The organism is Paracoccus aerodenitrificans, from assembly GCF_027913215.1.
Taxonomy (GTDB): Bacteria; Pseudomonadota; Alphaproteobacteria; order Rhodobacterales; family Rhodobacteraceae; genus Paracoccus; species Paracoccus aerodenitrificans.
The window spans coordinates 236,807-252,623 of the sequence record NZ_CP115784.1; the positions used below are offsets into that span (position 1 = coordinate 236,807).

Consider the following 15,817-nt stretch of genomic DNA (forward strand, 5'->3'; position numbering starts at 1 on the left):
CAGAGGGCTTTGCATAACGCCGATAATGGGGCCATAGCTCAGTTGGTAGAGCGCATCGTTCGCAATGATGAGGTCAGGGGTTCGACTCCCCTTGGCTCCACCATGATTTCCTTGTCATTGGATCATAACAGTGCCGATTTGGAGCATAAGCTTGCAGATCGTCTGTCAATATGGCCAATCTAGCACAGTTGCGTGCCCTTCAGAACACGATTTTGAAGCTTTTGGGCCCCTCTCTTACCAGCAAGAGCCCAGGCCGGTTTTCGTCAGGAACTCAACATCGCCGGTGATGTCAGAGCATTTGCACCGTATCGACAGATTTCGTCAGGCCAATCCACAGGATACCTGATCAGTGGCCTCAGCCCTCGAACTGAAATGGCCAGCAATCAAATCGGGGCGTTCAGGCTTGCAGGCGCAGAAAACTGTATGAGAGGGGCTTATTTTGTTGAAAAACTCGTGCTTGATTGAAGGGCATCTGGCTGATTCAATTCCTGCAATGGGTGGGAGGATTGGCGATGATGGGACCGCGGCAGGAGGCGCAGCCGGCGCTGTTTTACGAGTTCTCACTGGAGGATCATGTTCCTCAGGAGCATCTTCTTCGGTCCATTGATCGGTTTGTCGATCTCAGCAGCATCCGTGCGCATCTTTCGGATTTCTACAGCCACACCGGCCGGCCGTCTGTCGATCCCGAGTTGCTGATCCGGATGCTGCTGGTTGGCTATTGCTTCGGCATTCGTTCGGAGCGGCGCCTTTGCGAAGAGGTGCATCTGAATCTGGCCTATCGCTGGTTCTGCCGCCTGGATCTCAGCGACCGGGTTCCGGATCATTCGACGTTTTCGAAGAACCGGCACGGGCGGTTCCGCGACAGCGAGTTGCTGAGGCATCTGTTCGAGATGACCGTCACGCGCTGCATCGAGGAGGGGCTGGTCAGCGGGCAGCGGCTGGCGGTGGATGCCAGCCTGATCGAGGCGGATGCCAATAAGCAGAACTCGACAGCGAAGGAAGATTGGGATGCAACGCTGATAGACCCCTCGGATGCGCCCCGCGCCGTGCGCGAATACCTTGACACGTTGGACAAGGCCGCATTTGGCGCCGCCAGCGAGGTCCATCCGAAATTCACCTCACATTCCGACCCGGCCAGCCAATGGACGGCGGCGCGCAAAGGTCCGGCATTCTTCAGCTATTCCGACAATTACCTGATCGACACGGATCATGGCGTGATTGTCGATGTCGAGGCGACACGATCCATCCGGCAGGCCGAGGTCGGATCAACCAAAACCATGCTGAAGAGGGTGAAAGACAAGTTCGACCTGCATCCTGAACGCCTGATCGCGGATACCGCCTACGGCACCGGACCGATGTTGGGCTGGCTGGTCGACAGGGGCATTGCCCCGCATATCCCTGTCTTCGACAAGTCCGGGCGCAATGACGGCACCTGGACCCGGGCAGACTTCGAATGGGATGCAGAGAACGATCAATACATCTGCCCGGAAGGTCACAGGCTCAAACAGTTCCGCCGCAACTATTCGGACCCGAACCGCGGCCCGACTGGCAAGGGAACCGCCAAATACCGCGCACTGAAACTGACCTGCCAGCCCTGCCCATCGAAACAGAAGTGCTGCCCGAACGCCGATGCCAGATCAATCACCCGCGAGGAACACGAAGATGCGCGCCAGATCGCCCGGGACATCGCCAAGACCCGCCAATACGAAATCTCGATGAAGCTCCGCAAGAAGGTCGAGATGCTGTTTGCTCATCTGAAACGCATCCTCGGGCTGGGGCGCCTGCGGCTAAGGGGACCTTGCGGCGCGAACGACGAATTCCTCCTTGCCGCCACCGCCCAGAACCTCCGCAAACTCGCCAAGATCTTTCCTGCACCGCAGCATCCGCGAAAAGCCTGACACCAGAAAGGCTTGCACCCGAAGGAAACGGTCCAAAAGGCCCCCGATGGCAACGCGTTTTTCCACAGAATCGGCGGGAAGCAGACATTCGCTGCTCTTGTGACGAATGACTGCTTGGAGTTCTGTGTCCATGCAGCGCGGTCATGTGTCGTCGCCGTTTTCGTCCAAAAGCCATTGATGAGCCACCCGCTCAAACGAAGCCCTTTTAATTCATCACTGGCCTGACAGATATTTTTCAAAGGCCTTAAGCGTGCGGCGCGAGACGTGGTGCTCGATCCCTTCCGCGTCCGCCTCGGCGGTTTCCCGAGGCACACCGACCGCGAGCAGGAGAGCGACGACTGTCCGGTGGCGCATACGTACCCAATCAGCGAGGGCTTCCCCCTCATCGGTGAGGAAAACGCCACGATATGGGCGGGAGGTTGCCAGACCCTCTCGCTTCAGCCGCGCCACTGCCTTGGTGGCGGTGGGATGGGCCACGCCCATGCGTTCTGCGATGTCGGCGACGCGTGCCTCTCCATGCATGGTGATCAAGTCGCCGATCATCTCGACGTAATCCTCCATGATCGCCATCGACTGCTTCTCTCGCGCACGGGCGAAACGCCCTGCCTGTTCCGACGGTGAAGCTTCTGCAGGGTCCGTGTCGTGCTCGGTCATCGCGATCCTGAATTATCCATCTGAAGTACAAGACAGCGTATCATTTTGAATATAGAGAAATCAATGTAGCTTTGGATAAATTATAAATACTCGTCATGGATCCTGCCTGCCCTCCATAAGGTTTACCCTTGCATGAAGTGAAGCCGAAGCTGTATTTAGATACCAGAGCTTAAACGGTATGTCATAATGATCAGCACAGAACGCACCCGCCAAGGTATGAACGCAGTGCTCTCTGGCGAGCGGCGGGGATTCGGCAGCAGGTTCCTCTTCGTCGGCCCCGCAGTGGTCGCCTCAATCGCCTATGTCGACCCAGGGAACTACGCGACAAACATCCAAGCAGGCGCGGGCTATGGCTACCTGCTTTTATGGGTGGTGCTGCTGGCCAACCTGATCGCGATGCTGTTCCAGTCCCTGTCGGCGCGGCTGGGGATTGTCACGGGCAAGAACCTGGCTGAAATGTCGCGCGACAATTTTCCAAGGCCCATCGTTTGGGTAATGTGGGCGGTCAGTGAGGTCGCCGCTATGGCCACCGATCTCGCCGAATTTCTCGGTGGTGCAATCGGCTTGGCACTTTTGTTCAACTTGCCACTGATCTGGGGCATGCTGGTGACCGCCATCGTCACCTATGGCATCCTCATCTTCGAAAGCAAAGGTTTTCGCCCGATGGAGCTGATCATCGGGACGATGGTCGCAATTATCTCGTTATGCTACTTGATCGAGGTTTTTATCGCGCCAATCGACTGGAGTTCTGCCGCCATCGGGCTGGTAAACCCCAATCTTCCTGACGCAAACGCGCTGACCATTGCGGTCGGGATCATCGGTGCCACGGTGATGCCGCATGCGGTCTATCTGCATTCAGGCCTGACCCAGAATCGTGCGGAGATCCGCCAGGACATGGATCGGCGCAAGGTACTGCGGTTTTCGAACATCGAGGTAGTGCTCGCGCTTGCCATCGCCGGCATGGTCAACATGGCGATGGTGATGATGGCGGCATCCGCCTTTCATCAAGGTTACAGCAACGTGGCTGAGATCGAGACAGCCTATTACATGCTGACCCCACTTCTGGGTTCGGCTGCGGCTGCGGTGTTTCTGGTATCGCTGATCACCTCGGGAGTGTCGTCTTCAGTGGTGGGCACGATGGCCGGGCAGATGATCATGCAGGGCTTTCTGCATTTCTACGTGCCGATCTGGATCAGGCGGTTGGTGACGATGGTGCCAGCCTTCGCCGTTGTTGCAACCGGCTACAACGCCACTGATGCACTGGTGATGAGCCAGGTGGTCTTGTCGATCGCTCTGCCGGTGCCAATGGTCGCGCTGATTATCTTCTCATCGCGGCGCGGCATTATGGGAGCCTTCGCGATAGGACCCGTAACGCGGGTTCTCGCGATCCTCGGTGCAACAATCGTTCTGTCTCTGAACTTCATTCTTCTCGCCCAGACCTTCGGCTTGCCGATCCCGTTCCTCGTTAACTAAACCAGCGTCTATCCGCTGCCTATTCTCGGGCGATGTGCTCTGGCAGGCCAATCGCAGCGCGTCGTGCGGACTTGGCAGGGATGTACCCGCTGTGAAACCCGAAGCGCGATGAAGCAGTATGGTTTTAACCAGACTTCCGCGTGCCTGCGCATCGCATAAGCAAGCTCTCGAGGATCAGCCTTGGCAGAGGAGACGAAAGTCGGATTTTGACGTGCTGCTGTGCAGCGCTTACTCTGGTCATCAGCGGCGCTTACTCTGGTCATCAAGGTCCATTCTGGGCAGTCCTTGCGATCTGTCTGCAGCCAACACTGCGCGGAATGCTGCAGCGCCGCATGGCAGGTTCGAGTCCGAAGTGGTGGATGCCGCAACGCGGAAACCTTACTAATAGTTTGGGGCGGTCAGATACATCACGCGCCAAGGAAATAAAGACAATGGATCCGCAAACAAGAAAGATGTTGGAGCGATCATTTCAACACTGACAATGAGATGGTCGTAGTCATCGTCGTTGCATTCCTGCGGGCTTCCACCCGAATCATCACAAGCAACTACGACCTGCTTAGCGGTCTTTTGTGCGGCAGAAACGTAGTCGCGAAGATCACCAAAAGGACACCGATCCTCAGAATAAAGTTCATCTAGACATACGCTTGGACCGTGCTCACTCCACTCGACGTGCTGAGCGAGTAAACACGAACACTCAAGTCCATCACCCTCGCCTTGCCGCCCTAAGTAGTAGCGAAAAGGAAAACTGGACAGCGCAGGTGGTACCCATTTCGCCGCTTCGATACCTAGAGCGCCTTTCTGAACCCTTCGGATTTGAATTGGCTCATGGCTTCCAAGATAGACGCTCAGGCACATAATTGATTCAATCTCAAATGGTTGCTCCTCCCCAAGTAATTGCATGCTAACCTACTTTCGGCAACGACAGCAAAGTCCCGCATTGCGTGAATTCGCCCATTCCTCCGCTTTGCAGGTGCAGCGAATGACCGGAACGGCGGACGCAATGCGGGATTTTGGCGCGTCGCAGAGGTCAGTTCTGGGCCGTCTTTGCTATCCATCTGCAGCGCGCACTGCGCGGAATGCTGCGCCGCCGCAGGTCCGGTCAGAGCCCATACCTGCCGGATGCTGCGCTGTGCACGAATGTCAGCTAATTGGAATTCACTGCGAACGATATGCTATGCAGCTGATATGGCCGAATTGACCTTTTCTTCGCGCACGCCTTCCAGGGCTTTGAACGGCCTGATTGCGCGCGTCTCGGGTTATTGCTCAAAGAGGGAACGAAGTAATTCGGTGGAAGCGGCGGAACTCGTCTTCCCGCTTGTGTTCAACCTCGGAGAACGCTGGGATATCCGACTTGGACATGAAGGCGACGCTTATCGAAGTTCAAGTTTCACCGCTGGTCTTTTTCCTGGTCCCGTCGCTGTGTCCTGCGATGCGGGGGCGGACCTGATACAGATCGATTTAACACCACTCGGCGCGGCCCGTCTATTTGGTGGTGCCGCCGCCGAACTGGCTGCAAAGGTCGTTGATCTGAGTACGGTTGATCGGTTTGGAGGAGAGTATGAGGCCTTACATGACCAGCTTCATGCTGCGACTGACTGGCAAGCGCGGTTCGATCTCGTCGAGCGGTTTCTCGCGCCAAGATTTTGTCATGCGAACTCGAAACGAGTTCAACAGTCCTGGCACTTTCTGGCACAAGGGAAAACGGTATCGGAGACCGCTGCTGCCGTAGGATGGAGTACGCGCCATCTTAGCGCACAGTTTCGCCAAGAGACTGGTATCCGACCGGTCACAGCTGCGCGAATGCTCCGATTCCAGCGGGCGCGTGCACTCGCCATCCAATGTGGCAAACTCAACTGGGCCGAAATCGCTGCGATGACGGGATACTCGGATCAAGCCCACCTTATCCGCGAGTTCCACGATTTCGCGGGAGAGCCACCGACGGCTTGGGCGAGACGAGAGAGACCGTCGGAGCCGCGCCTGCATATCTAGACAGTTCCGAAATCTTCAATTCCCGGCTGGAAATACATGCTATTTTCCGGAAAGACGAACATGGAGAGAACCTGTGTCTAATCCCAGCATAATCCCCACGATGCGATATGACGATGCACCGAAAATGATCGATTGGCTATGCAACGCGCTCGGCTTCGCCCGGCATCTGGTCGTCGAAGACGGTGCGGGAGGTATCGCGCATGCCCAGCTGACGCGCGGCAATTCGATGATCATGCTCGGCAGTGCCCGAGATGACGAATTTGGTGCCCATCAATCCACGGCGCGTGCACTCGGCGGCATTTCCCAGAGCCCCTACATCGTTGTCGACGATGTAGACGCTGTATGCGAACAAGCTCGCAACGCTGGTGCCGAGATCACAACAGAACCGAAGGACGAGGATTATGGCGGGCGCTTGTTCAGTTGCCGAGACCCGGAGGGTCAGCTGTGGACTTTCGGCAGCTATGATCCGTGGAACGCCCACAAATGAGTTGAACGCGGAGCGCGATCAGCGTGACCGGGGCCCCCCCTACGGCCACCTTGATGAAGAGGTAGGACGACCCCCAGAACAACGCCAGAAGAGCTAGCAGTGGCAGCTATGTCCGCAGGTTGGCCGAAGTCATATCGAACGCACCTTCCTGCTGTCTGCTGGAGCTTGTGCCCGGTCAAACATGCCGTAGTCCCGGATCACGCTGGCGATTCGCAAACGGTAGTCATCGAAGACCCCGCTACGTCCTTTTGTCTGCGCGCCTCGATGGGCATTGAGGTTCCGCCAGCGTGCAATTGCGTCTTCATCCTCGAAGAACGACAGGGACAGGATTTTCCGTGGGTCGGTAAGGCTCTGGAACCGCTCCACGGAAATGAAGCCGTCGATCTCATCAAGCATCGGGCGCATCTCGGCGGCGATGTCGAGATAATCATCCTTGCGGCCCTCTGCGGGTTCAACTTCGAAGATCACAGCGATCATGCGTTGTCTCCGTGCGGTGCAGAGGCGAGCTTAAGCCAGGTCCGGTCTTCCCGGAGCAGAAACTTCTCCTTCTGGGCGAACTCGTAGTTCTCGCGGCCAAGCGGGTCGGCAGCCAGCCGCGCGCGATAGGTTTCGTAGTCAGCCAGGCTCGCGACGTTGTAAATGCTGTGGAACGGCATGCAAAACTGACCCCTATCTTGGGGTGATCGGCGTCCAAAAGTGACCCCCCTGATAATTCTGATCAGAAGCTTCCTCAAAAGCATGAGGGAGCAGTCAGGGGATGTTGGTTGTGGAAACGATCGCGAAGATCAGGCGCGCGCATTTCGTCGAAGGCAAGTCGATCAAGCAGATCTGCCGTGAGTTGCGGCTGTCTCGGAACACGGTGCGTAAAGTCATCAGATCGGGCGCGACCGAATTCACCTATGACCGCACGACGCAACCGCGTCCGAAGATCGATCCCTGGCGGTCTGCACTGGACGACATGCTGGCCGAGAATGCGCGGCGGCGATACTGAAAGCTGCCTGATTTGGTCTGTGCGATATGCTTCAAGATCAGTCCCATGTGTACTCCGTGTGTGCCTTAAAGTGCACCGGAGGGGAACGCAACCACCTGAAAGCATTGAAAATAAAGAGTGTGCCAGAGACGCAATGGAGCGGGTGATGGGAATCGAACCCACGTATTCAGCTTGGAAGGCTGCTGCTCTACCATTGAGCTACACCCGCATCGGACCCTCTTTTATGCGCAGCAGCCGGGGCGTGCAAGTCGCTGTTTTCTTCAGTCCAGTTTCGGCGGCAACTCCATCCCCCGCAGGATCTCAGCGGCCAGCATTGGCCGCTTTCCCGCACGCTGCGCCTCAAGGATCTCAACCGCGCCCTCTCCGCAGGCGATGCGGAACCCGTCCAGCACCTCGCCTGGTCGTCCGCTTCCTTCCGCAAGCCGAGACCGCAGCAGCTTCACCCGCTCACCGGAAACCTCGCACCACGCGCCGGGGAATGGCGAAAGCCCCCTGATCTTGCGATCAATGACGACTGCGCTTTCCGTCCAGTCGATGCGAGTTTCCGATTTGTCGATCTTGCTCGCATAACTCACCCCTTCCGCTGCCTGAGGCCGTGCAGGCAGAGGCAAGCGGTGCAGCACATCCGCAACCAGATCGGCACCCATCCCGGACAGCCTGTCATGCAGATCCGCGGTCGTGTCGTCAGGACCGATCGGCGTATGTGCTTCCGCCAGAACAGGACCCGTATCCAGCCCCGCCTCCATCTGCATGATGGCAATACCGGTTTCGGCATCGCCCGCCATGATCGCCCGGTGGATCGGTGCCGCTCCTCGCCATCTGGGCAGGATCGAGGCATGGATGTTCAGACAGCCCAGCCTCGGCGCCTCCAGAACCGCAGGTGGCAGGATCAGTCCGTAGGCTACGACGACGGCGATATCGGCCTGCAAGGCGGCAAACGCCGACTGTTCCTGCGGATCGCGCAGCGACACCGGATGACGGACCTCAAGCCCCAATTCTTTTGCCACCTCATGCACGGCGGTGATCCGGGGTTTCTGACCGCGCCCGGCCCCGCGAGGCGGCTGCGTATAGACAGCGACCACCTCATGTGCCGACGCAATTGCCCGAAGCGGCGGGACCGAGAAATCCGGCGTGCCCATGAAAATCACTCGCATGCTGCGTTCCTTCATCCTGGTCCAAATATCCCGCGGGGGTGCGGGGCGCGAAGCCCCCGCGCGGTTCAGCCCCGTTTCGCCAGCTTTGCCGATTTTGTCACCAGCATCTTGCGGCGCAGAGGGCTGAGGTGATCCACATACATGCGCCCGTTCAGATGGTCGATCTGATGCTGAACCGAAGTCGCCCAGAGAGCCACGAAATCCCGCTCTTCGATTGCTCCGTCTTCATTGAGGAACCGGACCGTGACGGCGCGGGGTCGGGTGATGCGGGCAAAGACACCGGGCAGGTTCGGGCTGGCCTCGTCATGGCTGCGATCCTGCACTGATTGATGCAGGATCTCGGGATTGGCCATGCGCACGGCCTGACCGCGCTTTTCCGAGGCATCGACCACGGCAAGCTGCAGCATGATCCCGATCTGCGGCGCGGCAAGGCCGACACCCGGCATCGCCTCCATCGTGTCGATCATGTCATCCCAGATCATGCGGATGGTTTCGGTCACCGCCTCGACCGTCTGCGCGGGCATGTGCAGCCGCTTGTCGCTGTAGGGAAGGAAGGGGCGGGCGGTCATCAGGCCTGTTCGCGCGCCCGTTCGCGCTTCAGCTTGACCATTTTCCGGGTGATCATCTGACGGCGCATCGCGCTGATGTGATCTATGAACAGCACCCCGTCCAGATGATCCAGCTCATGCTGGGCGCAGGTGGCCCAGAGACCGTCGAATTCCTGCTCATGCTGCGCCCCGTCCAGACCCGTCCAGCGGAACCTGACCTGACTGGGCCGGGTCACTTCGGCATATTGGTCGGGGATCGACAGGCAGCCTTCTTCATAGACGTTCTGTTCTTCGGATTCCCAGTCGATCTCGGGATTGATCAGGACCATCGGTTTGCGCTCGGCGTCAGGGTCGCGCTGCGCATCCATCACGAAGATCCGTTTCAGCACGCCAAGTTGAGGCGCCGCCAGACCGACTCCGGGTGCGTCATACATGGTCGCCAGCATATCCGCCGCCAGAGTTTCGATCTCTGGCGTGATCTTCGCCACAGGGTCGCACTGTTTTTTCAGGCGCGGATCGGGATGAATTAGGATCGGTCGAATTGTCATGGCTGTGATCTAGGGCAAGGCTTGGCGCGAAGCAATAAGCGGCCTATTCCTTGACACAACAGGAGGCCGATATGACACGACCAGATTTTGACGAAATCATCGAGCGCCGCGGGACGTATTGCAATAAATGGGACGACATGAACGCCGTCTATGGTGTCGATCCCGCTGACGGTCTGGCAATGTGGGTTGCCGATATGGATTTCCGCCCGCCCGCGCCGGTGCAGCAGGCCGTGGAAAGACTGGCCGCGCATGGCATATATGGCTATCCTGCGCAGAACCCGAATTATCCGGCCTCGATCCGGTGGTGGATGCAGAACCGGCATGGGTGGCAGGTCGAACAGGACTGGATTCTGACGGCGATGGGGCTGGTCAATGGCACGGCTCTGGCGGTGTCGGTTTTCTCGCAACCCGGAGACAGGGTCATTCTGATGACGCCCGTCTATCACGCGTTTTCCCGCGTGATTCGCGCTCAGGGGCGCGATGTCGCGGAGTTCCCGCTGGTGACTGAAAACGGCCGCTATGTCATGGACTGGCAAGGATGGGCCGGGCTGATGACAGGGCGGGAAAAGATCCTGATCCTGTGCAGCCCGCATAATCCCGGCGGGCGCGTCTGGACCCCGGAAGAGCTGCGGCAGGTCGCGGATTTCTGTAAAGAGCACGATCTGCTTCTGATCAGCGATGAAATCCACCACGATCTTGTCATGCCCGGCAACAGCCATATCGTCACTGCCAAAGCCGCGCCCGATATCGCGGACCGGCTGATCACGCTGACCTCGGCGACCAAGACGTTTAATATTGCCGGTGCGCATGTCGGGAATGCGATCATTTCCGACCCGGCATTGCGTCGCAGCTATCAGGGGGTGATGGCAGGGCTTGGGCTGTCTCCGGGGATGTTCGGGACGGATATGGTGACGGCTGCCTATTCGCCGGAAGGGGCGGAATGGGTCGACGCGCTTGTCGCCTATCTGGACGGTAACCGGAAAATCTTCGATGCCGGGGTGAATGAAATCCCCGGCCTGCGCTCAATGCCGCTGGAGGCGACATATCTGTCCTGGGTGGATTTTTCGGGTACGGGCATGTCGCCCGACGATATCAAGGCGCGTGTCGCGAATGATGCCCGGATCGCCGCCAATGCCGGAGAGACATTTGGCACAGGCGGAGAAAGCTTCATGCGGTTCAATATCGCCACGCCGCGGGCGAATGTCGAAAACGCGGTGAAACGGCTGCAAGCGGCGTTTGACGATCTGCAATGAGCCGCAGGAAACGCGGCATTCTGCGCGTTCTGTTCCTGCTTTTGCTGGGATGGCTGGTCTGGACGATGTTCGGGCCGGCCTTTTTGCCCTCACCGCAAGTTCCGGCCCCGCTTCCTCCGGTTGCGCGGCCAGATGCGCCGGACCCGTCGGCCCCGATTCAGGGTCAGGTCGACCGTATCCTGATTGAGAAATCCGCGCGACGGCTGAGTGTTTATCAACGCGGAACGGTGATACGTCAGTATCGCATCGCCCTTGGTTTCGCACCAGAGGGCGACAAGATCCGTCAGGGTGACGGAAAAACTCCCGAGGGCGTTTTCAAGATAAATCGCCGCAATGATCGCAGTCAGTTTCATCTGTCTCTCGGGCTGGACTATCCTCAGGCCGGGGATCGTGAGCGTGCGCGGCAGGGCGGCTATGATCCCGGCGGGGATATCTTCATTCATGGCCAACCCAATCAGATCGCCGAGGGGATGCGCGTCTCGGGCGACTGGACCGAGGGCTGCATCGCCATCGATAATCACCAGATCGAAGAACTTTTTGCCGCAACCGGGATCGGCACCGAGGTAGAGATCAGGCCATGAGGTTCGACCGATGACATCCGAAATCACATTGCGCCTTGCCCATCCCGACGATGCCGAGGCTCTTGCGACGGTGCAGAACGCGATTTTCTGCGCCGGTTTGCGTGCAGGCCCGGTCGATGCCGACCGGATGCGCGAGATCTATCTTGCCAACCCCGACACGATTCAGGTGACGATTGCCGAGCAGGATGGCGCGGTCGCGGGTTTCCAGTTTCTCGGCCTTGCGAGAGAGGGAAATCAATATGGCGTTCCGCTCGGCTGGGGCATGGTCGGCACGCATATTCGCCCCGAATCGGGCCGCAGCGGGATCGGCCGACGGTTATTCGCGGAAACGCTGCGTGCCGCGCGGAGGGCCGGGCCGGCGCATCTGGATGCCTCGATTGGTGCGGATAATCAGGGCGGGCTGGCCTATTACAAGGCGATGGGTTTCCGGCCCTATCGGGAATTTGAGGGCCGCATCCCGCATCGTCTCGATCTGTGACCCCTTCCCGCCGGGCGCGGTTCGCACTAGGTTGCGCTCATGACGTGGACGGTCCCGAATATTCTGACGATCCTGCGATTATTCGCGGCACCCGGCGTGCCGCTGATGTTTCTGTATTTTCAGCGCCCCTGGGCGGATTGGGCGGCGCTGACGCTGTTTCTTCTGGCGGCGATTACCGACTGGTTCGATGGCTATCTGGCCCGCGCCTGGAACCAGCAAAGCCGGTTCGGTGCGGCGATGGACCCGATTGCCGACAAGGCGATGGTGGTGATCGCGCTTGTCGTCATCACCGGCTATTCCGGCATGAACCCGTGGCTGATCCTGCCTGCGACGATTATCCTGTTCCGCGAGGTCTTCGTCTCGGGCCTGCGTGAATCGCTTGGCGACAAGGCGACCGAACTGGCCGTGACCAAGGTCGCCAAGTGGAAAACCACCACGCAGATGGTTGCCATTTCAGTGCTGTTTCTGGGCACAGGGCTGGCCTATGTCGAACATGGCCGCCCCCCGCTGGTCGGAGAGCCAAGCCTGCCCGGAGGGGCAAGCTGGTCGGATCTTGCGACATTGCTCGGTCTGTTCCTGATCTGGGTCGCGGCGGCGCTGACGGGCTGGACCGGCTGGGACTATTTCCGCAAAGCCATGCCCTATCTGAGAGGGCCGAAATGACGCTGGATGTGCTGTATTTCGCCTGGCTGCGCGAACGGATCGGTGAGCCGAAGGAACGGGTCGAAACCTCTGCCGCGACGGTGCGCGAACTGGTTGCCCAACTTGTCGCGACGGATGAACAGCACAGCGCGGCGCTGTCGGACTTGTCGGCGGTGCGCGTTGCGGTGGATCAGGAACTTGCCGATCTGGACGCCTCGCTTGAAGGGGTCCGCGAGGTTGCGTTTTTCCCTCCGATGACGGGCGGCTGATGCTGATCCGCATTCAGCCTGACCCGTTCGATCTGGCCTCGATACTGGACGGGTTCGGGCAGGGTGCTGGCGCGATCGTCACATTTTCCGGCATCGTTCGCGACGATACCGGCCAGATGGTCGCGCTTGAACTGGAACATTATCCCAGCATGACCGAAAAGGCGGTCCGGGACATTGCGACCAAGGCTCGGGCGCGTTGGGATCTTGAGGATCTGGCGGTCATTCATCGCTTTGGCCGCCTGAGCGTCGGAGAGCCGATCATGGCCGTTGCCACAGCCGCGCGTCATCGTCAGGCGGCGTTCTCGGCGGCCCAATATCTTATGGATTACCTGAAATCTCGCGCCCCGTTCTGGAAGCGTGAAATCGGTGCGGATGGTCCGGGAGACTGGGTCGCTGCGAAGTGCTCCGATGAGGACGCGCTGTCGCGATGGGACTGATCCGGCCCGAGCTTGCCCGCTGGCTGACCCAAAGGCGGGAATTGCTTGCCGCACTGGCGACCGTCCTGTTCGGCGGCTGGCTTGCCTTGCGGGGTGGCTGGTTTTTCTTCGCTCTTGGGGCGGCGGTGTTTGCGACAGGTGCCGTCTGGGCGGTGACAAGCTGGCGTCGGCTTGCCTTTCTGCATGATGTTACCGCACCGGGCGTCGTCGAGGTGGTCGAGGGCGAGATCCGCTATTTCGGCGCACGCAGTCTGGGCGGCAGTATCGCGCTTCATGAGTTGAACGAAATCCGGCTGATCCGCCTGAACGGGCAGGATCACTGGCGGCTGAAAAGCCGGGACGGGCAGGCGCTGCTGATCCCGGTCGAGGCAAGGGGTGCGGAACAGCTTGCCGATGCGTTCACGGCGCTGCCCGGGCTGGATCTGGGCCGCGTCTCTGCCGCATTGCAGCAGACAGAGGGTCCGTCGCTGCGCATCGTCTGGACGCGACCGAAGCCGGGTTGACTTGGCGGGTCTGCCGAGCCACCTGTGATCATAAGCAAGAGAGGGTCACAGATGTCCATTCCCCAGCAGGGCGGCGGCCCGATCGAACGGCCAGAACAACTGGCAGAATATATCCAGTCCGGCGAAAAGCCCCGCGATAACTGGCGTATCGGGACCGAGCACGAGAAATTCGGCTATTGTAAGGACAGCCTGCTGCCGCTGCCTTATGACGGGGACCGCTCGATCAAGGCGATGCTGGAGGGCTTGCAGCAGCGCTTTGGCTGGTCTCCGGTCCTGGAGGGCGATAATATTGTCGGGCTGGAGCGTGACGGCGCGAATGTCAGTCTGGAACCGGGCGGGCAGCTTGAATTGTCGGGTGCGGCGCTTGAGAATATCCATCAGACCTGCGACGAGGTGAACCGCCATCTGGCCGAGGTGAAATCCGTGGCCGACGATATCGGCGCGGGCTTTATCGGTCTGGGCGCGGCTCCGATATGGCATCAGGATCAGATGCCGATGATGCCGAAAGGGCGTTATCGCCTGATGACGGATTACATGGATCGCGTCGGAACCCTTGGAAAACAGATGATGTACCGGACCTGCACGGTGCAGGTGAATCTCGATTTCGGGTCCGAGGCGGATATGGTGCAGAAACTGCGTGTCGCACTGGCCTTGCAGCCGGTCGCCACGGCGCTGTTTGCCAATTCACCGTTTCTTGATGACAAGCTCAACGGGATGAAATCATGGCGCTCGCATATCTGGCAGAATCTGGACGATGCGCGGACCGGCATGCTGCCATTCGCATTCGACGACGGATTCGGCTATGAGGCCTGGGTGGATTACGTTCTCGATGTGCCGATGTATTTCGTCTATCGCGACGGGAAATATATCGACGCGCTTGGCCAGAGCTTCCGCGATTTCATGGAGGGCAGGTTGCCGGCCCTGCCCGGAGAGGTTCCGACACTGTCCGACTGGGCCGATCATCTGACGACGGTTTTCCCCGAAGCGCGGGTCAAGAAATTCATCGAGATGCGGGGCGCGGATGGCGGGCCGTGGCGCAGACTCTGCGCTCTGCCGGCGCTGTGGGTCGGGCTTTTATATGACCAGTCCTCGCTGGATGCGGCGTGGGATCTGGCGAAGGGGCTGGATGCCGAAACCCGCGAGGCTCTGCGCGTCGCGGCGGCGAAAGACGGGCTGCAGGGGCAGGCTGGCGGCGTGAAGCTGCACGATCTGGCCCGTGAGGCGGTGGCGATTGCCGAATCCGGTCTGAAGTCGCGGGCGCTGCCCGGCGCGGGCGGTCTGGTGCCGGATGAGACGCATTTCCTGAACGCGCTTCAGGAAAGTGTCGAGAGCGGTCAGGTCCCCGCCGATGAGCTGCTGGAGAAATATCACGGCGAATGGCACGGAGATTTGACTCGCATCTATGGCGAGTATTCGTACTGATCGCCCCATGACCGTGAATATCCGATACCGACTGATTCTGATTCTGGAAGTTCTCCTGTGGCTTGGCGCTGTCGCCGGGGTCGCCGTCTATGCCATGCGGGCATGGGCCGTGCGGGAAGAGGGGATGCGTGCCATGATCGGTATCGCTGGTCCGGGGCTGCTTGCGGTTGGCGCAGCGGTCATCGCGCTGCTGGTGCTGATCGGTATCTATCACAACACCCGCCGGAATGCCGAAGCGACCGAGCGGCTTGCACGTCAGGGTGCGGGCGGTGTGCGCCGTCTGCCCGGCTCGGCCCGGGCGGAGGTCTCGGCGCAGGCGTCCCGGATTTCCGCGCAAACCGCCCCCGAGGCCGTTTCTGACACGCCACCGCATTTCGCTCCGGCTCCGAAACTGCAAACTGCGCCGGTCGGCGGGTCGCGACGGCTTGGTCCGGCCTCCTGAACAGGCGGGAAAGCCCGGCGGCTGAGACCCGATCTTCAGCCGGGACGC

General features: G+C 59.6%; 19 protein-coding genes, 2 tRNA genes and 2 pseudogenes. 15 read left to right on the forward strand and 8 right to left on the reverse strand.

The features are described from left to right. Positions 1-27: 27 nt before the first annotated feature. Both PAE61_RS02380 and PAE61_RS02385 read left to right on the forward strand, forming a co-directional pair. Positions 28-103 (forward strand) — tRNA-Ala (locus PAE61_RS02380). 409 nt (positions 104-512) lie between these two features. Next, positions 513-1,898 (forward strand): IS1182 family transposase, encoded by a 1,386-nt coding sequence (locus PAE61_RS02385; protein ID WP_271112107.1) that lies wholly within the window; start codon positions 513-515, stop codon positions 1,896-1,898. 213 nt (positions 1,899-2,111) lie between these two features. Here the strand turns inward: PAE61_RS02385 and mntR are convergent, their stop codons facing one another. Then, positions 2,112-2,552 carry a manganese-binding transcriptional regulator MntR gene (gene mntR / locus PAE61_RS02390; RefSeq protein WP_271113836.1) on the reverse strand — a complete coding sequence of 147 codons (441 nt, stop codon included), beginning with the start codon at positions 2,550-2,552 and terminating at the stop codon, positions 2,112-2,114. Positions 2,553-2,738: 186 nt separating this feature from the next. Between mntR and PAE61_RS02395 the strand changes: the two genes are divergently transcribed. After that, positions 2,739-4,025: an Nramp family divalent metal transporter gene (locus PAE61_RS02395; RefSeq protein WP_271113837.1), complete on the forward strand. Its 1,287-nt coding sequence runs from the start codon at positions 2,739-2,741 to the stop codon at positions 4,023-4,025. Positions 4,026-4,406: 381 nt separating this feature from the next. Here PAE61_RS02395 and PAE61_RS02400 read toward each other — a convergent pair whose 3' ends face one another. Further along, positions 4,407-4,925 (reverse strand): hypothetical protein, encoded by a 519-nt coding sequence (locus PAE61_RS02400; RefSeq protein ID WP_271113838.1) that lies wholly within the window; start codon positions 4,923-4,925, stop codon positions 4,407-4,409. 285 nt (positions 4,926-5,210) lie between these two features. Between PAE61_RS02400 and PAE61_RS02405 the strand changes: the two genes are divergently transcribed. Both PAE61_RS02405 and PAE61_RS02410 read left to right on the forward strand, forming a co-directional pair. After that, the gene (locus PAE61_RS02405) at positions 5,211-6,014 is read left to right on the forward strand and encodes an AraC family transcriptional regulator (RefSeq protein WP_271113839.1); all 804 of its coding nucleotides are present in this window, start codon (positions 5,211-5,213) and stop codon (positions 6,012-6,014) included. Between the two features lie 100 nt (positions 6,015-6,114). Further along, positions 6,115-6,501, forward strand: a complete 387-nt coding sequence (locus tag PAE61_RS02410; RefSeq protein WP_271113840.1) for a VOC family protein — start codon at positions 6,115-6,117, stop codon at positions 6,499-6,501. A gap of 129 nt (positions 6,502-6,630) precedes the next feature. Here PAE61_RS02410 and PAE61_RS02415 read toward each other — a convergent pair whose 3' ends face one another. Continuing rightward, positions 6,631-6,978 (reverse strand): antibiotic biosynthesis monooxygenase family protein, encoded by a 348-nt coding sequence (locus PAE61_RS02415; RefSeq protein ID WP_271113841.1) that lies wholly within the window; start codon positions 6,976-6,978, stop codon positions 6,631-6,633. After that, a pseudogene (locus PAE61_RS02420) lies at positions 6,975-7,148 on the reverse strand (NIPSNAP family protein); the annotation flags it as partial. The pseudogene PAE61_RS02420 and the gene PAE61_RS02415, both read right to left, overlap by 4 nt. Positions 7,149-7,258: 110 nt before the next feature. Between PAE61_RS02420 and PAE61_RS02425 the strand changes: the two are divergent. After that, positions 7,259-7,483: pseudogene (locus tag PAE61_RS02425) on the forward strand (IS21 family transposase); the annotation flags it as partial. A 143-nt stretch (positions 7,484-7,626) separates the two neighbouring features. On the opposite strand, the gene PAE61_RS02430 reads toward PAE61_RS02425, so the two are convergent. The 4 genes from PAE61_RS02430 to def (PAE61_RS02445) all read right to left on the reverse strand — a co-directional run bounded on the left by PAE61_RS02430 (position 7,627) and on the right by def (PAE61_RS02445) (position 9,742). After that, positions 7,627-7,700: transfer RNA gene (locus tag PAE61_RS02430), tRNA-Gly, on the reverse strand. 52 nt (positions 7,701-7,752) lie between these two features. Next, entirely contained in the window at positions 7,753-8,646 is an 894-nt protein-coding gene (fmt, locus tag PAE61_RS02435; protein ID WP_271113842.1) for a methionyl-tRNA formyltransferase, read from the reverse strand. A gap of 65 nt (positions 8,647-8,711) precedes the next feature. After that, the gene (gene def / locus PAE61_RS02440; protein WP_271113843.1) at positions 8,712-9,215 is read right to left on the reverse strand and encodes a peptide deformylase; all 504 of its coding nucleotides are present in this window, start codon (positions 9,213-9,215) and stop codon (positions 8,712-8,714) included. Next, positions 9,215-9,742, reverse strand: a complete 528-nt coding sequence (gene def, locus PAE61_RS02445; protein ID WP_271113844.1) for a peptide deformylase — start codon at positions 9,740-9,742, stop codon at positions 9,215-9,217. Before def (PAE61_RS02445) ends, def (PAE61_RS02440) begins: the two co-directional genes overlap by 1 nt. 71 nt (positions 9,743-9,813) lie before the next feature. Here def (PAE61_RS02445) and PAE61_RS02450 point away from each other — a divergent pair, with 71 nt between their 5' ends. The 9 genes from PAE61_RS02450 to PAE61_RS02490 are packed head-to-tail and all read left to right on the forward strand — an operon-like array spanning position 9,814 to position 15,769. Further along, positions 9,814-10,995, forward strand: a complete 1,182-nt coding sequence (locus PAE61_RS02450) for a MalY/PatB family protein (RefSeq protein WP_271113845.1) — start codon at positions 9,814-9,816, stop codon at positions 10,993-10,995. Then, positions 10,992-11,576, forward strand: coding sequence for a L,D-transpeptidase family protein (locus PAE61_RS02455; RefSeq protein WP_271113846.1), 585 nt, complete (start codon positions 10,992-10,994; stop codon positions 11,574-11,576). Before PAE61_RS02450 ends, PAE61_RS02455 begins: the two co-directional genes overlap by 4 nt. Before the next feature lie 10 nt (positions 11,577-11,586). Next, positions 11,587-12,054: a GNAT family N-acetyltransferase gene (locus tag PAE61_RS02460; RefSeq protein WP_271113847.1), complete on the forward strand. Its 468-nt coding sequence runs from the start codon at positions 11,587-11,589 to the stop codon at positions 12,052-12,054. Positions 12,055-12,093: 39 nt separating this feature from the next. Continuing rightward, complete coding sequence (pgsA, locus tag PAE61_RS02465) at positions 12,094-12,717, forward strand: CDP-diacylglycerol--glycerol-3-phosphate 3-phosphatidyltransferase (RefSeq protein WP_271113848.1); 624 nt, start codon at positions 12,094-12,096, stop codon at positions 12,715-12,717. Positions 12,718-12,719: 2 nt separating this feature from the next. Continuing rightward, a complete protein-coding gene (gene moaD / locus PAE61_RS02470; protein ID WP_271115076.1) occupies positions 12,720-12,965 on the forward strand; it encodes a molybdopterin converting factor subunit 1 in 246 nt (81 codons plus the stop codon). After that, positions 12,965-13,402 carry a molybdenum cofactor biosynthesis protein MoaE gene (locus PAE61_RS02475; protein ID WP_271113849.1) on the forward strand — a complete coding sequence of 146 codons (438 nt, stop codon included), beginning with the start codon at positions 12,965-12,967 and terminating at the stop codon, positions 13,400-13,402. Before moaD ends, PAE61_RS02475 begins: the two co-directional genes overlap by 1 nt. Continuing rightward, the gene (locus tag PAE61_RS02480) at positions 13,393-13,905 is read left to right on the forward strand and encodes a hypothetical protein (RefSeq protein WP_271113850.1); all 513 of its coding nucleotides are present in this window, start codon (positions 13,393-13,395) and stop codon (positions 13,903-13,905) included. The genes PAE61_RS02475 and PAE61_RS02480 overlap by 10 nt, the downstream gene beginning before the upstream one ends. 51 nt (positions 13,906-13,956) lie before the next feature. After that, a complete protein-coding gene (locus PAE61_RS02485; protein ID WP_271113851.1) occupies positions 13,957-15,327 on the forward strand; it encodes a glutamate--cysteine ligase in 1,371 nt (456 codons plus the stop codon). A 7-nt stretch (positions 15,328-15,334) separates the two neighbouring features. Further along, positions 15,335-15,769, forward strand: a complete 435-nt coding sequence (locus PAE61_RS02490; protein WP_271113852.1) for a hypothetical protein — start codon at positions 15,335-15,337, stop codon at positions 15,767-15,769. Positions 15,770-15,817: the final 48 nt, after the last annotated feature.

What these genes read in the sequence shown, in the direction of transcription:
- PAE61_RS02385 (WP_271112107.1), top strand. Translation starts at nt 513, where the DNA reads ATGATGGGACCGCGGCAGGAGGCGCAGCCGGCGCTGTTTTACGAGTTC.
- PAE61_RS02485 (WP_271113851.1), top strand. Translation starts at nt 13,957, where the DNA reads ATGTCCATTCCCCAGCAGGGCGGCGGCCCGATCGAACGGCCAGAACAA.
- PAE61_RS02400 (WP_271113838.1), bottom strand. Translation starts at nt 4,925, where the DNA reads ATGCAATTACTTGGGGAGGAGCAACCATTTGAGATTGAATCAATTATG.
- PAE61_RS02405 (WP_271113839.1), top strand. Translation starts at nt 5,211, where the DNA reads ATGGCCGAATTGACCTTTTCTTCGCGCACGCCTTCCAGGGCTTTGAAC.
- PAE61_RS02415 (WP_271113841.1), bottom strand. Translation starts at nt 6,978, where the DNA reads ATGATCGCTGTGATCTTCGAAGTTGAACCCGCAGAGGGCCGCAAGGAT.
- mntR (WP_271113836.1), bottom strand. Translation starts at nt 2,552, where the DNA reads ATGACCGAGCACGACACGGACCCTGCAGAAGCTTCACCGTCGGAACAG.
- PAE61_RS02475 (WP_271113849.1), top strand. Translation starts at nt 12,965, where the DNA reads ATGCTGATCCGCATTCAGCCTGACCCGTTCGATCTGGCCTCGATACTG.
- PAE61_RS02455 (WP_271113846.1), top strand. Translation starts at nt 10,992, where the DNA reads ATGAGCCGCAGGAAACGCGGCATTCTGCGCGTTCTGTTCCTGCTTTTG.
- def (WP_271113844.1), bottom strand. Translation starts at nt 9,742, where the DNA reads ATGACAATTCGACCGATCCTAATTCATCCCGATCCGCGCCTGAAAAAA.
- fmt (WP_271113842.1), bottom strand. Translation starts at nt 8,646, where the DNA reads ATGCGAGTGATTTTCATGGGCACGCCGGATTTCTCGGTCCCGCCGCTT.
- PAE61_RS02480 (WP_271113850.1), top strand. Translation starts at nt 13,393, where the DNA reads ATGGGACTGATCCGGCCCGAGCTTGCCCGCTGGCTGACCCAAAGGCGG.
- pgsA (WP_271113848.1), top strand. Translation starts at nt 12,094, where the DNA reads ATGACGTGGACGGTCCCGAATATTCTGACGATCCTGCGATTATTCGCG.
- PAE61_RS02410 (WP_271113840.1), top strand. Translation starts at nt 6,115, where the DNA reads ATGCGATATGACGATGCACCGAAAATGATCGATTGGCTATGCAACGCG.
- PAE61_RS02450 (WP_271113845.1), top strand. Translation starts at nt 9,814, where the DNA reads ATGACACGACCAGATTTTGACGAAATCATCGAGCGCCGCGGGACGTAT.
- PAE61_RS02490 (WP_271113852.1), top strand. Translation starts at nt 15,335, where the DNA reads ATGACCGTGAATATCCGATACCGACTGATTCTGATTCTGGAAGTTCTC.
- def (WP_271113843.1), bottom strand. Translation starts at nt 9,215, where the DNA reads ATGACCGCCCGCCCCTTCCTTCCCTACAGCGACAAGCGGCTGCACATG.
- PAE61_RS02395 (WP_271113837.1), top strand. Translation starts at nt 2,739, where the DNA reads ATGATCAGCACAGAACGCACCCGCCAAGGTATGAACGCAGTGCTCTCT.
- PAE61_RS02460 (WP_271113847.1), top strand. Translation starts at nt 11,587, where the DNA reads ATGACATCCGAAATCACATTGCGCCTTGCCCATCCCGACGATGCCGAG.